Annotated in this window: 12 protein-coding genes; 4 read left to right on the top strand and 8 right to left on the bottom strand. The window is 63.3% G+C overall.

The window, feature by feature from the left end; translation table 11 throughout:
- Positions 1-101: 101 nt before the first annotated feature.
- Positions 102-587 carry a YajQ family cyclic di-GMP-binding protein gene (locus DMX12_RS00470; protein ID WP_009682794.1) on the bottom strand — a complete coding sequence of 162 codons (486 nt, stop codon included), beginning with the start codon at positions 585-587 and terminating at the stop codon, positions 102-104.
- A gap of 100 nt (positions 588-687) precedes the next feature.
- Here DMX12_RS00470 and DMX12_RS00465 point away from each other — a divergent pair, with 100 nt between their 5' ends.
- The 3 genes from DMX12_RS00465 to DMX12_RS00455 are packed head-to-tail and all read left to right on the top strand — an operon-like array spanning position 688 to position 4242.
- On the top strand, positions 688-1605 hold the full coding sequence (locus DMX12_RS00465; protein WP_110675640.1) for a putative 2-dehydropantoate 2-reductase: 918 nt from the start codon (positions 688-690) through the stop codon (positions 1603-1605).
- 38 nt (positions 1606-1643) lie between these two features.
- Entirely contained in the window at positions 1644-3674 is a 2031-nt protein-coding gene (locus DMX12_RS00460) for an ATP-binding protein (protein WP_029887627.1), read from the top strand.
- 1 nt (position 3675) lies between these two features.
- Positions 3676-4242 carry a cob(I)yrinic acid a,c-diamide adenosyltransferase gene (locus DMX12_RS00455; RefSeq protein ID WP_054905817.1) on the top strand — a complete coding sequence of 189 codons (567 nt, stop codon included), beginning with the start codon at positions 3676-3678 and terminating at the stop codon, positions 4240-4242.
- 48 nt (positions 4243-4290) lie between these two features.
- Here DMX12_RS00455 and DMX12_RS00450 read toward each other — a convergent pair whose 3' ends face one another.
- The 3 genes from DMX12_RS00450 to secA all read right to left on the bottom strand — a co-directional run bounded on the left by DMX12_RS00450 (position 4291) and on the right by secA (position 9404).
- The gene (locus DMX12_RS00450) at positions 4291-5235 is read right to left on the bottom strand and encodes a Nudix family hydrolase (RefSeq protein WP_110675638.1); all 945 of its coding nucleotides are present in this window, start codon (positions 5233-5235) and stop codon (positions 4291-4293) included.
- A gap of 125 nt (positions 5236-5360) precedes the next feature.
- On the bottom strand, positions 5361-6578 hold the full coding sequence (argJ, locus tag DMX12_RS00445; RefSeq protein WP_009684404.1) for a bifunctional glutamate N-acetyltransferase/amino-acid acetyltransferase ArgJ: 1218 nt from the start codon (positions 6576-6578) through the stop codon (positions 5361-5363).
- A gap of 90 nt (positions 6579-6668) precedes the next feature.
- Positions 6669-9404 carry a preprotein translocase subunit SecA gene (gene secA, locus DMX12_RS00440; protein WP_009684405.1) on the bottom strand — a complete coding sequence of 912 codons (2736 nt, stop codon included), beginning with the start codon at positions 9402-9404 and terminating at the stop codon, positions 6669-6671.
- Positions 9405-9794: 390 nt separating this feature from the next.
- Here secA and DMX12_RS00430 point away from each other — a divergent pair, with 390 nt between their 5' ends.
- Positions 9795-10250 (top strand): DUF721 domain-containing protein, encoded by a 456-nt coding sequence (locus DMX12_RS00430; protein ID WP_009684406.1) that lies wholly within the window; start codon positions 9795-9797, stop codon positions 10248-10250.
- 53 nt (positions 10251-10303) lie between these two features.
- Here DMX12_RS00430 and lpxC read toward each other — a convergent pair whose 3' ends face one another.
- From lpxC to DMX12_RS00410, 4 genes are all read right to left on the bottom strand, one after another.
- The gene (gene lpxC / locus DMX12_RS00425) at positions 10304-11215 is read right to left on the bottom strand and encodes a UDP-3-O-acyl-N-acetylglucosamine deacetylase (RefSeq protein ID WP_003260771.1); all 912 of its coding nucleotides are present in this window, start codon (positions 11213-11215) and stop codon (positions 10304-10306) included.
- Positions 11216-11327: 112 nt separating this feature from the next.
- On the bottom strand, positions 11328-12524 hold the full coding sequence (ftsZ, locus tag DMX12_RS00420) for a cell division protein FtsZ (RefSeq protein WP_009684407.1): 1197 nt from the start codon (positions 12522-12524) through the stop codon (positions 11328-11330).
- A 55-nt stretch (positions 12525-12579) separates the two neighbouring features.
- Positions 12580-13842, bottom strand: coding sequence for a cell division protein FtsA (ftsA, locus tag DMX12_RS00415; protein ID WP_009684408.1), 1263 nt, complete (start codon positions 13840-13842; stop codon positions 12580-12582).
- A gap of 14 nt (positions 13843-13856) precedes the next feature.
- On the bottom strand, positions 13857-14726 hold the full coding sequence (locus DMX12_RS00410; RefSeq protein ID WP_029886561.1) for a cell division protein FtsQ/DivIB: 870 nt from the start codon (positions 14724-14726) through the stop codon (positions 13857-13859).
- Between the last annotated feature and the right edge of the window lie 2 nt (positions 14727-14728).

The raw sequence follows: 14728 nt of genomic DNA, 5'->3' as shown, positions 1-14728 counted from the left end.
GATGCCGAACGGCAAGTACACGGTAGAACAGACCGCGCTATCACACGGCCCCGGCCCCCATGGACATCATTGAGCCATGGGGGTTCCTGGCCACACCCGCATCAGTCGCGGAAGTTGTTGAACTGCAGCGGCATCTCGAATTCCTTGGTCCGCAGCAAGGCAATGGCTTCCTGCAGGTCGTCGCGTTTCTTGCCGGTTACCCGTACCTGCTCACCCTGGATGGCGGCCTGCACCTTCAGCTTGCCGTCCTTGATGGTGGCGACGATCTTCTTGGCCAGGTCCTTGTCGATACCCTCGCGGAACTTGGCTTCCTGTTTCTTTTCCTTGCCGGACGCATACGGGTCCTTGGTTTCCAGGCATTTCACGTCGATCTTGCGCTTGACCAGCGCCAGGCGCAGGATTTCCAGCATGGCTTCGAGCTGGAACTCTTCCTCGGCGGTGAGCATCACGGTCTGCTCTTTGTCCTTGAACTCGAAGGAGCCCTTGCCTTTGAGGTCGTAACGGCGGTCCAGGTCCTTGATGGCGTTGTCCACCGCGTTCTGCACTTCGTGCTTGTCCAGTTCCGATACCACGTCGAACGAAGGCATGGTTGTTCTCCCAAAATAAAAGCGCGCTCAGGCTGAAGATGGAGCGCGCCGGGTTTGACGGTTAAAATGCGGGCTCATTATAACGGGTTGCGAAACGCATATGAGCAGCACCTGGCATATTCTCGGCGCCGGCAGCCTCGGCAGCCTGTGGGCTTGCCGCCTGGCACGCGCGGGCAAGGCAGTGCGCCTGGTGCTGCGCGATCGGCAACGGCTGCAGGCCTATGAGCAGGCTGGCGGCCTGACGTTGATCGAGCAAGAACAGCCCAGGCACTACGCCATACCCGCCGAAACCGCCCAGGCTGACGGGCCGATCCATCGCCTGCTGGTGGCCTGCAAGGCCTACGACGCGGCCCCGGCGATTGCCGGCCTGGTACCACGCCTGGCCGAGGGCGCAGACGTGCTACTGCTACAGAACGGCCTGGGCAGCCAGGACGCGGTGGCAGACCTGCTGCCACAGGCGCGCTGCGTTTTCGCCTCCAGCACCGAAGGCGCCTTCCGCGAAGGCGACTGGCAAGTGCGTTTCGCCGGGCATGGCTTCAACTGGCTGGGCGACCCGCGCAACCCGGCGCTGCCGGCCTGGTTCGATGACCTGCACGAAGCAGGCATCCCTGCCGAATGGACGGTGGATATCCTCACCCGCCTGTGGCGCAAGCTGGCCCTCAACTGCGCGATCAACCCGCTGACCGTGCTGCACGCTTGCCAGAACGGCGGCTTGCTGGGCCACCTGGGGGAAGTACATGGCCTGTGTACCGAACTGGCCGCACTGCTACGCCGCTGTGGCCAGCCGCAAGCGGCCGAGGGCCTGGACGAAGAAGTGCAACGGGTGATCGTGGCCACCGCAGCCAACTACTCTTCCATGTACCAGGACGTGCACGCAGGCCGACGCACCGAGGTGCATTACCTGCTCGGCCATGCCTGCCGGGTTGCCGCCCGGCACGGCCTGCAGCTGCCGCAACTGGAACACCTGCTGCAACGCCTGGTCGAACACCTGCGCTTACGTGGCTTGCCCTGCGACTGACGCAGCCCTATTACCTGGATACGGACACTGCCTAGCCCATGACCTTGCGCCATCGCCTGGAAAACCTCCCGGTCGGGCAGAAGCTGCTGGCGGCCCTGCTGGTATTGCTGGTGACCATCCTGCTGGTGGCCAACCTCACCTTCATCAGCGCGGCTTACTGGATCACCCAGGAGAGCATGGCACCCCAGGCCCTGCAGACCATCGGCCGGCTGGTGGCCAACCCGCAACTGGCCGAGCGCGCGGGCGACACCCCAGACACCGCCAGTGCCCTGCTCAAGGAGCTGGACAGCTACACCCCGCTGCGCGCGGCAGCCGTGTACGGGGGGGACGGTCGCATGCTGGCGCAACTCCAGCATGGCGACCCGTTGACCTTGCCCAAGCGCTTTCGCAACATCGACGGCTGGCGCCTGATGGAGTTTCGCAGCACCCAACTGATCCGCATCCCGCGCGAGGCCAACCCGCCGGCCCATCTGTTGCTGGTGGCCAGCAGCGAGCTGCCCACCGCGTTCTACACCGGCACGCTCAGTGCCAGCCTGGCTATCCTGGTGTTCAGCATCCTGCTGTGGATCTTCATCGCCCGCCAGATCAAACGCCTGATCACCCAACCGATCAACCAGCTTGAAGAACTCAGCCGCCAGGTCACCCGCGAAGAGAGCTACGCCCTGCGCGCCCGGCGTGGCAACGACGATGAGATCGGCAGCCTGGCCGACGCCTTCAACACCATGCTTTCGCGCATCGAGGCCCGTGAGCAGCAACTCAAACGCGCCCGTGACGAGTTCCAGGATGCCTATGACCAGGCCCAGGGCCTGGCCGAGGAAACCCGCCATACCAACCGCAAGCTGGAACTGGAAGTGCAGGTGCGCAGCAAGATCGAGAAAAAACTCACCGGTTTCCAGAACTACCTCAACAGCATCATCGACTCGATGCCCTCGGCATTGATTGCCCTGGACGAACAGCTCTATGTCACCCAGTGGAATCACGAAGCCACGGTCCTCTCCGGCACGCCGTTGCATGAGGCGCTGAACCAGCCGGTATTCATCGCCTTCGAGCCGCTGAAGCCGTTCCTGCCGCAACTGAAGGAAACCGTGGAAAAGCACCGGGTGGCCAAGATCGAGCGGGTCACCTGGCCCAAGGGCGACGAGCTGCGCCATTACGCCCTCACCTTCTACCCGCTCACCGGCGGCGGCGGGCGCGGCGTGGTGATCCGCATCGACGACATCACCCAGCGCCTGTCGCTGGAAGAAATGATGGTCCAGTCGGAAAAAATGCTCTCGGTCGGCGGCCTGGCGGCGGGCATGGCTCACGAAATCAACAACCCGCTGGGCGCCATCCTGCACAACGTACAGAACATCCGCCGACGCCTGTCGGCAGACCTGCCCCGCAACCAGGAACAGGCCAGCGAGCTTGGCCTCGACCTGGCCATGATCAACCGCTACCTGGCCAGCCGCGAAGTGCCGCAACTGCTCGATGGCATTCAGCAGGCCGGGGCCCGCGCGGCGAAGATCGTCACCCACATGCTCAGCTTCAGCCGCCGCAGCAACCGACAGCTGGAGCCTTGCGAGTTGCCGGCGCTGATCGACCAGGCGGTGGAAATTGCCGGCAACGACTTCGACCTGGCGATCGGTTTCGACTTCAAGGGGCAGGCCATCGTCCGGCAGTTCGACCCTGAACTGGGGCCTGTGCCGTGCACTGCCAACGAACTGGAACAGGTACTGTTGAACTTGTTGAAGAACGCCGCCCAGGCCATCCACCTGCGCCCGCAACCGAGCGAGCCGGGGCGGATCACCCTGCGCACCCGGCTGAACCCGCCGTGGGCGGAGATTCAGGTCGAGGACAATGGCGTCGGCATGCCAGAGGCCGTGCGCAAGCGCACCTTCGAGCCGTTCTTCACCACCAAGGAAATCGGCCAGGGCACCGGGCTGGGCCTGTCGGTTTCGTACTTCATCATCACCAACAACCACAAGGGGCAGATGGAGGTGCACTCCACGCCTGGCCAGGGTACGTGCTTCACCCTGCGCCTGCCCCTCGGCCAGCCGGCAGCAGCGGCGCCGACCTTACCGGAGCAATGACATGGGCAACCGCCTATCGAAGATCTACACCCGTACCGGCGACCAGGGCGAAACCGGCCTGGGCGACGGCCGGCGGGTGCCGAAAAGCCACCCGCGCATAGAAGCCATTGGCGAGGTAGACAGCCTCAACAGCCAACTCGGGGTGCTTTTGGCAGGCCTGGCCGAGCAAGGCCTGGAAGAGGTCACTACGGTGCTCGCGCCGTGTCAGCACCGCTTGTTCGACTTGGGTGGCGAGCTGGCCATGCCCAGCTACCAGGCCTTGAACCAGGCAGAAGTGGAGCGCCTGGAGGCGGTCATCGATGTGTGGAACGAAGAGCTGGGGCCGCTGAAGAACTTCATCCTGCCCAGTGGTTCGATGCTGGTGGCGCAGGCCCATGTGTGCCGCAGCCTGGCGCGCAGCGCCGAGCGGCGCTGCCAGCAGCTGCATGCGCTGGAACCACTGGAAGGGGTGGGTCTGGCGTACATCAACCGCCTGTCCGACCTGCTGTTCGTGGCGGCGCGGATCATCGGGCGGCGACAGGGGGTGGCCGAGGTGTTGTGGCAGCCTGCTGAAAAGCCGCAGGGCTGACAGGTTCCGGGCGGCCTGCGCGGTGTCGTGAAGGGCCGCCCCAATGGCTCAGGCCTCGGGCCAGAATGCCCGGATGCCGGCCACACCCTGGGCCCCGGCTTCCCAGGCTCGCTCGCGCTCACCCGGCCCTACCCCACCCAGCAAGTACACCGGCTTGCTGAACCCAGCCAGCAAACGTCGAGCTTCGTCCCAGCCCAACGGCGCCGCCTCGGGGTGGGTCTGGGTTGCCTGGACTGGCGACAGGGTGACGAAGTCGACGCCCATCTGCTCGGCCAGTGCCAGCTCTTCGGCGCAGTGGCAGGAAGCCGCCAACCACCGCTCGCGGGGAAACGGCCGACCTTTGGCGGCGTACTTGCGCAACTGCGCCGCGGTCAGGTGCCAGCCGGCCGAAGGGAAATCGCCCAGCCATTCCAGCGGCCCCTTGAGCATCAACTGCGCCTTGCCCGCACACAGCCCAACCGCATCCACCGCCACGTCGCGGTACTTGGGGTCGTACATGTCCGGGGCGCGCAACTGAATCAGGCGAATGCCGCTGGCAACCGCCTTCTGGATGCCCTTGAGCAGTTGCGGCACTTCCAGGCCATCGGGGGTAATCAGGTACTGGTCCGGCAGGCGCGCGGCAGCCACGATCGGCTGGTTGGCCTCGGGGAATTCGTACTGCGGCAAATCGCGCGGGGCAACCCACGCCAGCGGCTGACCCTCGGCGCCATGCGCTTCGCCGGTAAAGGCCTGCACTTCACGCACGTCCAGCAACACCTGCTTGTCCGGGTAGTCGTGGCTGACCTTGATCAGCGCACGCGAACGGCTTACCTCGATACCCAGCTCTTCGCGCAGCTCGCGGGCCAGTGCCGCATCCACGCTTTCACCGGCTTCGACCTTGCCGCCGGGAAACTCCCACAGGCCACCCTGGTGCTGGGTGGCGGCCCGCCGCGCGATCAGAATGCGGCCATCGGCGCCACGAATGACTGCTGCTACAACATGAATCCGTTTCACACTTCACGCTCCGCCAGGCCAGCCTGCAACAAGGCGCGCAACGTGTCGCCGAAGTTCAGGTGATCGCTCATGGTTCGTCTCCTGGTTCTGGAATTGTGGGGCCGTTGCCCGACCCCAGCACTGCATCAGGTACGGTATTCGGCGTTGATCTTCACGTACTCGTGCGACAGGTCGGTGGTCCAGATGGTTTCGCTGCACTGGCCACGGCCCAGTTCGATCCGGATCGTGATCTCTTCCTGGGCCATCACTGCCGAGCCCTGGGCTTCGGTGTAGCTGGGGCTGCGGCCGCCCTGGCTGGCGATGCACACGTTATCCAGGTAGACGTCGATCAGGCTCACGTCCAGCTCCGGCACACCGGCACGGCCCACCGCGGCGAGAATACGGCCCCAGTTCGGGTCCGACGCGAACAGTGCGGTCTTGATCAGCGGCGAGTGGGCCACTGCGTAACCGACGTCCAGGCATTCCTGGTGGTTGCCACCGCCGTTGACCTGCACGGTCACGAACTTGGTCGCACCTTCGCCGTCACGCACGATGGCCTGGGCCACGTCCATGCACACTTCGAACACGGCTTTTTTCAGGGCCTCGAACAGCGCACCACTGGCTTCGGTGACCTCTGGCAGGTTGGCCTTGCCGGTGGCGATCAGCATGCAGCAATCGTTGGTCGAGGTGTCGCCATCGATGGTGATGCGGTTGAACGACTTGTTGGCGCCGTCCAGCATCAGGTCCTTGAGCACCGCCGGGGCAACCTTGGCGTCGGTGGCGATGTAGCCAAGCATGGTGGCCATGTTCGGGCGGATCATGCCGGCGCCCTTGCTGATACCGGTCACGGTCACTGTCACGCCATCGTGCTGGAACTGGCGGCTGGCGCCCTTGGGCAAGGTATCGGTGGTCATGATGCCCGTGGCCGCTTCGGCCCAGTTGTTCTCCGACAGGTTATCGAGGGCGGCCTGCAGCGCGCCTTCGATCTTTTCGACCGGCAGTGGCTCGCCGATCACCCCGGTGGAGAACGGCAGTACCGATTCGGCGGGTACGCCGGCCAGTTCGGCCAGCTTGGCGCAGGTGCGTTCGGCGGCTGCCAGCCCTGGGGCGCCGGTACCGGCGTTGGCATTACCGGTGTTGGTCAACAGGTAGCGCACGGTGCCCTGTACACGCTGCTTGGAGAGGATCACCGGTGCCGCGCAGAACGCGTTGAGGGTGAACACGCCCGCCACGCTGGAGCCTTCGGCGCAGCGCATGACCACCACATCCTTGCGCCCAGGACGCTTGATGCCGGCAGAAGCGATGCCGAGTTCAAAACCCGCAACCGGGTGCAGGGTGGGCAAAGGACCAAGACCAACAGCCATTAGAGCGCTCCTAGAAAATTCGGTGGATGTACAAAAAACGGGGCCGCAAAGCGGCCCCAGGATGTATCAGGTTACAACACCCAGGTCAGATCACTCGATCTGCCCGTGGCAATGCTTGAACTTCTTGCCCGAACCACACCAGCAAGGCTCATTGCGGCCCAGCTTCTGCTCGTTGCGCACCGGCGCCGAGGCAACGGCCACTTCGGCCTCCTCCTCGCTCAGCTGCTCGCCTTCCAGGCCAGGGGCTGGGGCGTGCTCGAACTGCATGCGGCTGGCCAGCTCCTCGGCCTCGCGGCGCAGGCGGGCTTCCTCTTCGACCGGGTCTTCGCGGCGTACCTGAACGTGCGACAGCACGCGGATGGTATCGCGCTTGATCGACTCCAGCAGCTCCTGGAACAGGCTGAACGACTCGCGCTTGTACTCCTGCTTGGGGTTCTTCTGCGCATAGCCACGCAGGTGGATACCGTGGCGCAGGTGGTCCATGGTCGACAGGTGGTCTTTCCACAGGTCGTCCAGCACACGCAGCAGAATCTGCTTCTCGAAGGTACGCAGGGCGTCGAGGCCGGCCTGGTCTTCTTTCTCGGTGTAGGCCGTGGTGATCTCGTTCAGCAGCTTCTCGCGCAGCGTCTCCTCGTAGAGGTGGTCGTCTTCGTCGAGCCACTGCTGGATCGGCAGCTTGATGGCGAAGTCGCTGGCCAGCGATGCCTCCAGGCCGGCCACGTCCCACTGCTCGGGCAGCGACTGCGGCGGAATGTGCTGGCTGATGGTAGCGTCCAGGACTTCCTTGCGGAATTCGACGATGGTGTCGCCAATGTTCTCGGCCGCCAGCAGGCTGTTGCGCATGTGGTAGATCACCTTGCGCTGCTCGTTGGCCACGTCGTCGTATTCAAGCAACTGCTTGCGGATGTCGAAGTTGCGGCCTTCGACCTTGCGCTGCGCCTTCTCGATGGCATTGGTGACCATGCGGTGTTCGATGGCCTCGCCCGCCTGCATGCCCAGGGCCTTCATGAAGTTCTTCACCCGGTCGGAGGCGAAGATACGCATCAGGCTGTCTTCCAGCGACAGGTAGAAGCGGCTGGAACCCGGGTCGCCCTGACGGCCGGAACGGCCACGCAACTGGTTGTCGATACGGCGCGACTCGTGGCGCTCGGAGGCAATCACGTGCAGGCCACCGGCCTCGATCACCTGCTGGTGACGCTTCTGCCAGTCGGCCTTGATCTGGGCGATCTGCTCGGCGGTCGGGTTTTCCAGGGCGGCCACCTCGGCTTCCCAATTACCGCCCAGCAGGATGTCGGTACCACGGCCGGCCATGTTGGTGGCGATGGTCAGGGCACCCGGCGCACCGGCCTGGGCGATGATTTCGGCTTCTTTCTCGTGGTACTTGGCGTTCAGCACCTTGTGGTCGATACCTTCTTTCTTCAGCAGGTTCGACATGTGTTCGGACGTTTCGATGGTCGCGGTACCAACCAGAATCGGCCGGCCCTGCTTCATGCTTTCCTTGATGTCGGCAATGATCGCGGCGTACTTCTCGTCGGCGGTCAGGTACACCAGGTCGTTGAAGTCCTTGCGCGCCAGCGGCTTGTTCGGCGGGATGACCATCACGTTCAGCGCGTAGATCGACTGGAACTCGAAGGCTTCGGTGTCGGCGGTACCGGTCATGCCGGACAGCTTGGTGTACAGGCGGAAGTAGTTCTGGAAGGTGGTCGAAGCCAGGGTCTGGCTCTCGGCCTGGATGTTCAGGTTTTCCTTGGCCTCGATGGCCTGGTGCAGGCCTTCGGACAGGCGCCGGCCCGGCATGGTCCGGCCGGTGTGCTCGTCGATCAGCAGTACCTGGCCGTCCTGGACGATGTACTCGATGTTGCGGTGGAACAGCTTGTGCGCGCGCAGGCCGGCATACACGTGGGTCAGCAGGCCCAGGTTATGCGCCGAGTACAGGCTCTCGCCTTCGGCCAGCAACCCGGCCTGGGTCAGCATCTCTTCGATGAACTGGTGACCGGCCTCGTTGAGCTCGACCTGGCGGCTCTTCTCGTCGATGGTGAAGTGGCCTTCCTGAGTGACCTGGCCTTCGACTTCTTCGATGTGCTGGGTCAGGCGCGGGATCAGGCGGTTGATCTCGATGTACAGCTTGGAGCTGTCTTCGGCCTGGCCGGAAATGATCAGCGGGGTGCGCGCTTCGTCGATGAGAATGGAGTCCACTTCGTCGATCACGGCGAAGTTCAGTTCACGCTGGAACTTCTCGTCCTGGCTGAACGCCATGTTGTCGCGCAGGTAGTCGAAACCGAATTCGTTGTTGGTGCCGTAGGTGATGTCGGCCGCATAGGCAGCACGCTTTTCTTCCGGCGGCTGGAAGGCCGATACGATACCGACCGACAGGCCGAGAAACTCGTACAGCGGGCGCATCCAGTTGGCATCACGGCGGGCCAGGTAGTCGTTGACGGTAACCACATGCACGCCCTTGCCGGACAGTGCGTTGAGGTACACGGCCAGGGTACCGACCAAGGTCTTGCCTTCACCGGTACGCATTTCTGCGATCATGCCTTCGTGCAGGGTCATGCCGCCAATCAACTGAACGTCGAAGTGGCGCATGCCCATCACGCGCTTGCCGGCCTCGCGGGCCACGGCAAAGGCTTCGGGCAACAATTGGTCCAGTGTCTCGCCTTTGGCCAGGCGCTCCTTGAACTCTGCAGTCTTGCCCCGCAGTTGCTCGTCGGAGAGGGCCACCATCTTCTCTTCGAAGGCATTGACGATACTCACCGTCTTGAGCATGCGTTTTACTTCACGCTCGTTCTTGCTTCCAAAAAGTTTTTTTAACAAAGGCGCAAACATATCGGCAGGATCTTCCACACGTAGGGATGGAGGGCGGCCCCATGAGTCGCCCGTGCAGCCCTGAGGCCGCATGCGAACGAGCATTCTACCCGGAAACGATGGTGAGGACAGTGGTGGATTTCCACGATGCTGGCACAGCGCTTTGGCAGGGGCTTGGTTTAGATAGGGGCATTTTCCCTGAGTTCAAGGTTTGGCAACATGAAAGGTATCGAGAACCAGTCTTATCTTGCGTTGCCTGTGCTGGCCTCTTCGCGGGCGCGCCCGCTCCCACAGGATCACTACAGGCCTGAGTGTTGCGCAATCCCTGTGGGAGCGGGCGTGCCCGCGAAGCGGCCAGCACAGGTTCTACAGGTGTTAAACTGCCGATCTTGTAACCTCATGCGTACCCCCATGGCCTACAAACCCTCCCCCGCCCAGCCACCCTCGGCCCTGCTGCGCCAGGTGCGCCCGCTGCGCCTGCTGCTGAACCAGGCCGAACGCCTGGAACACCTGCAGCGCCTGCTGGAAAGCCAGCTGCAACCGGCTGCCCGCGAGCATTGCCACGTGGCCTCATGGCGCGATGGCACCTTGTTGCTGGTGGTTACCGATGGCCATTGGGCTACCCGCCTGCGCTACCAGCAGAAGCGCCTGCTGGCCGCATTGCAGGCCATGGAAGCCTTTGGCAACCTCCGGCGCATCCTCTACAAGGTGCAGCCGCCCCTGGTACCGGCCAAACGCGGCGGGCATGCTGCCGAGCTGTCCACCAGCGCCGCGGCAAGCCTGCGTGACACCGCCGAGGGCATCGCCGACCCCAAGCTGCGCGCTGCACTGGAGCGCTTGGCCGCCCACGCTGGCGACAAGCAATAAAAAAGGCCACCCAAAGGTGGCCTTGATTACAACACTAGAGAGAGTGTTCGAACTTACACGGCCGCAACAGGGCGCATGTACGAGATCGGTGCCGTACTGGCATCTTCGAACGTGACCACTTCCCAGGCATCGGTTTCGGCAATCAGCTTGCGCAACAGCTGGTTGTTCAGCGCGTGGCCGGACTTGTAGCCCTTGAACTCGCCGATCAGGCTGTTGCCCAGCAGGTAGAGGTCGCCAATGGCGTCGAGGATCTTGTGCTTGACGAATTCGTCATCGGAACGAAGGCCGTCTTCGTTGAGCACACCTGTCTCGTCGACCACGATGGCATTCTCGACACTGCCACCCAACGCAAGGTTGTGCTTGCGCAGGTACTCGATGTCACGCATGAAACCGAACGTGCGGGCGCGGCTGACTTCCTTCACGAACGAGGTGCTGGAGAAGTCGACAACCGCGCTCTGGGTCTGGCCCTTGAGGACCGGGTGATCGAAGTCGATCTCGAAGCTCACCTTGAAACCGTCGAAAGGCAGGAAAGTGGCGCGCTTGTCGCCCTCTTCCACAGTCACCTCACGCAGGATGCGGATGAACTTCTTGGCTGCGTCCTGTTCTTCCAGGCCGGCAGACTGAATCAGGAATACGAAGGGACCGGCGCTGCCATCCATGATCGGCACTTCCGAGGCGGAGAGCTCGACGTAGGCGTTATCGATGCCCAGGCCCGCCATGGCGGAGAGCAGGTGCTCGACCGTATCGACCTTGACGTCACCGTTGACCAGCGTCGTCGACATGGTGGTCTCGCCGACGTTGGCCGCACGCGCAGGGATCTCGACCACAGGGTCGAGGTCGGCGCGGCGGAAGACGATGCCGGTGTCAACAGGTGCAGGCTTGAGGGTCAGGTAAACCTTCTCCCCGGAGTGCAGGCCGACACCTGTGGCACGGATGGTATTCTTCAGGGTGCGTTGTTTAATCATGGCATTGGCCGCTTCAGCGCAAATTGCGAACAGGTATCAACAAAGGCTGGGGATGATAACAGACCCAACCTTTGATGAATACCAATCACCTTTATACCCCTGATAAATTCCATTAATCAGCCTGACGACGCAGGAATGCCGGGATATCCAGGTAATCCAGGTCATCCTGAGGGTTCATTTTCGCGGCTGCCGCAGCACCGGCGTGGGCCTGGTTGCGCATTACGGTCGGGCGCTCCAGGTCACGGTAGTTCACGGCTGGCTGCTCCTGACGAACGGGCGCCGGGTTGGACGCTTCGTACGCCTGCTGGGCAGTCTGCAGGGTGTTGTCGACCACCTTCACAGGCTTCTCGATACGCGCGCCCAGGCCGGTGGCCACAACGGTCACGTGCAGTTCGTCACGCATGTCCGGATCGATCACGGTACCGACCTTGACCATGGCGTGGTCAGAGGCGAAGGCTTCGATGATGCTACCCACGTCGGAGTATTCACCCAGCGACAGGTCCGGGCCAGCGGTGATGTTCACCAGGATGCCGCGGGCGCCCTGCAGGTTGACATCTTCCAGCAGCGGGTTGCGGATGGCTGCTTCGGTGGCTTCGCGTGCACGGTTCGGGCCGCTGGCGCAACCAGTACCCATCATCGCCATGCCCATTTCACCCATGACGGTGCGCACGTCGGCGAAGTCGACGTTGATCATGCCCGGGCGCTTGATGATGTCGGAGATACCGCGCACGGCACCGGCCAGTACATCGTCGGCCTTGGCGAAGGCGGACAGCAGGCTGGCATCCTTGCCCAGGATGGTCAGCAGTTTCTCGTTGGGGATGGTGATCAACGAGTCGACGCTTTCAGCCAGCATGCGGATGCCTTCATCGGCGATCTGCATGCGCTTGCGGCCCTCGAACGGGAACGGACGGGTCACCACGGCTACGGTGAGGATGCCCATTTCCTTGGCCACTTCGGCAATGATCGGTGCAGCACCGGTACCGGTACCGCCGCCCATGCCAGTGGTGATGAACACCATGTTGGTGCCTTGCAGCACTTCGGCGATGCGCTCACGGTCTTCCAGTGCGGCCTGACGGCCGACTTCCGGATTGGCGCCAGCACCCAGGCCCTTGGTCACGCCAGTGCCCAATTGCAGGATGGTGCGTGCACCAATGTTTTTCAGGGCCTGAGCATCCGTGTTGGCGCAGATGAATTCCACGCCTTCGATGCTGCTCTTGACCATGTGGTTGACGGCGTTGCCGCCACCACCACCAACGCCGATCACTTTGATGACCGGGCTTTGCGGGACGTTGTCTACGAGCTCGAACATTTTCCCTCTCCTTACAGTTCTCTAGTTGTTGCGCCTACCACTACTGCTTTGAAACTTAGAAGTTGCCCTGTACCCAGCGCTTGAAGCGTTCAAGCACTGGGGCCTTCGGTTCATCGCCATAGCTGTTGTTGCTGCTGTTGCTGCTGCCGGTCAGGACCATGTCCTCGGACTGCTTGAGCAGGCCGTAGGTGAGCAAGCCCACGCCGGTGGAATAGATGGGGTTGCGAACCACGTCGCTCAGGCCCCGAACGCTGTGCGGTACGCCCAGGCGTACCGGCATGTGGAAGATTTCCTCGGCCAGTTCCACGGCACCTTCCATCTTCGCGGTACCGCCGGTGAGGACGATGCCCGCTGGCACCAGGTCCTCGTACCCGCTGCGGCGCAGTTCGGCCTGGATCAGGGTGAAGAGCTCGTCGTAACGCGGCTCCACCACCTCGGCCAGGGCCTGACGCGACAGCTCGCGCGGTGGGCGGTCGCCCACGCTCGGCACCTTGATGGTCTCGCCAGCGCCCGCCAGTTTGGCCAGGGCGCAGGCGTAGCGGATCTTGATTTCTTCGGCGTACTGGGTCGGGGTACGCAGGGCCATGGCGATGTCGTTGGTCACCTGGTCGCCGGCAATCGGAATGACCGCTGTGTGGCGGATCGCGCCTTCGGTGAAGATGGCGATGTCGGTGGTACCGCCACCGATGTCGACCAGGCACACGCCCAATTCCTTTTCATCGTCGGTGAGCACCGAATAGGCCGAAGCCAGCTGCTCGAGGATGATGTCGTCGATTTCCAGGCCGCAGCGGCGCACGCACTTTTCGATGTTCTGTGCCGCGTTGACCGCGCAGGTCACCACGTGAACCTTGGCTTCCAGACGCACGCCAGACATGCCCAGCGGCTCGCGGACGCCTTCCTGGTTGTCGATCACGTAGTCCTGCGGCAGGGTGTGCAGCACGCGCTGGTCGGCCGGAATGGCCACCGCCTGGGCCGCGTCCAGTACCCGCTCCAGGTCGGCCAGGCTGACCTCGCGGTCACGGATGGCGACGATGCCGTGGGAGTTCAGGCTGCGGATATGGTTACCGGCGACGCCCACGAACGCCGAGTGGATGCGGCAGCCGGCCATCAGCTGCGCTTCTTCGACGGCGCGCTGGATCGATTGCACGGTCGACTCGATGTTCACCACCACGCCTTTTTTCAGGCCGCGGGACGGGTGTGTGCCGATACCGACGATTTCCAGGGTGCCGTCTTCGCCCACTTCGCCGACCAGTGCCACCACCTTGGAGGTGCCAATATCCAGCCCGACGATCATTTTGCCGCTATGCGCGTTTGCCATGGTCCTGCCTCTCTCTAATTCTTCGCAACGGCGGGTTGGGCCGTCGTCGGTGCAATCGGTTCCCGCCAACCAACGGCAAGTCCGTTGGAATAACGCAGATCAATGCGGGCGATAGTGCTGATCTGGTCTTTGAGTGTCTTGTCGTAAATGGCAATGAAACGGCGCATCTTCTCCACCAGATGGTCGCGCCCCAGCAGCAGCTCGATGCCCGGCCCGGCGCTGCTCGCGCCAGTGGTCAGGAACCAGCTGCCTCGCTCGCGCAGCTCCAGGCGAGCGATGGAAAAGCCCAAGGGGCGCAGCATCTGGCTCAGTACCTGATACTGCTGCATGACTTGTTGCTGGGCACGCTGCGGCCCGGCAAGCTGCGGCAGGTGCTCATAGTTGGCCAGCTCACGCGGGGTGAATGCCTGGCCCTGGTTGTTGAGCAAGGCTTCGTCGCCCCAGCGCGCCACCGGCAGCTGTTCTTCCAGGCGGATGACCACCTCGTCAGGCCACACCCGGCGCACTTCGGCGTGGGCGATCCAGGGCATCTGCTCGAGCTCCGCACGCATCGCCGGCAGGTCGACACTGAAGAAGCTCGCGGCCACGTAAGGGGCGATACGCTGCTGCACCGACTGCTGGCTGATGTAGGTGAGGTCGCCCTGCACATCGATCTTGGCGATGGGCCGGTCGGCATAAGGCATCAGGCGGATGGCCCCTTCGTAGGCACCGAAGCCTGCTGCCACCAGCAATACCGGCCACAGCAGGCGCTTCAGGCCGCCGAGGCTGGGCCGCGGCAGGCGCGCCGATACGGGCTCGTCGGCCACCAGCCTGCTGGCACCACGCGGCACCGGCTTGCTACGGCCGGTTACGGGTTGCTGCTGACGTATCATTGCGCCTTGCATGA

This window comes from Pseudomonas sp. MB-090624 (genome assembly GCF_003205245.1).
Lineage (GTDB): Bacteria > Pseudomonadota > Gammaproteobacteria > Pseudomonadales > Pseudomonadaceae > Aquipseudomonas > Aquipseudomonas juntendi.
This window is presented reverse-complemented; position numbering and strand designations above follow the sequence as displayed.

Coding starts and splice junctions, on each gene's coding strand:
- DMX12_RS00430 (WP_009684406.1), top strand. CDS start 9,795: ATGGCCTACAAACCCTCCCCCGCCCAGCCACCCTCGGCCCTGCTGCGC.
- ftsZ (WP_009684407.1), bottom strand. CDS start 12,524: ATGTTCGAGCTCGTAGACAACGTCCCGCAAAGCCCGGTCATCAAAGTG.
- lpxC (WP_003260771.1), bottom strand. CDS start 11,215: ATGATTAAACAACGCACCCTGAAGAATACCATCCGTGCCACAGGTGTC.
- secA (WP_009684405.1), bottom strand. CDS start 9,404: ATGTTTGCGCCTTTGTTAAAAAAACTTTTTGGAAGCAAGAACGAGCGT.
- ftsA (WP_009684408.1), bottom strand. CDS start 13,842: ATGGCAAACGCGCATAGCGGCAAAATGATCGTCGGGCTGGATATTGGC.
- DMX12_RS00465 (WP_110675640.1), top strand. CDS start 688: ATGAGCAGCACCTGGCATATTCTCGGCGCCGGCAGCCTCGGCAGCCTG.
- argJ (WP_009684404.1), bottom strand. CDS start 6,578: ATGGCTGTTGGTCTTGGTCCTTTGCCCACCCTGCACCCGGTTGCGGGT.
- DMX12_RS00470 (WP_009682794.1), bottom strand. CDS start 587: ATGCCTTCGTTCGACGTGGTATCGGAACTGGACAAGCACGAAGTGCAG.
- DMX12_RS00410 (WP_029886561.1), bottom strand. CDS start 14,726: ATGCAAGGCGCAATGATACGTCAGCAGCAACCCGTAACCGGCCGTAGC.
- DMX12_RS00460 (WP_029887627.1), top strand. CDS start 1,644: ATGACCTTGCGCCATCGCCTGGAAAACCTCCCGGTCGGGCAGAAGCTG.
- DMX12_RS00455 (WP_054905817.1), top strand. CDS start 3,676: ATGGGCAACCGCCTATCGAAGATCTACACCCGTACCGGCGACCAGGGC.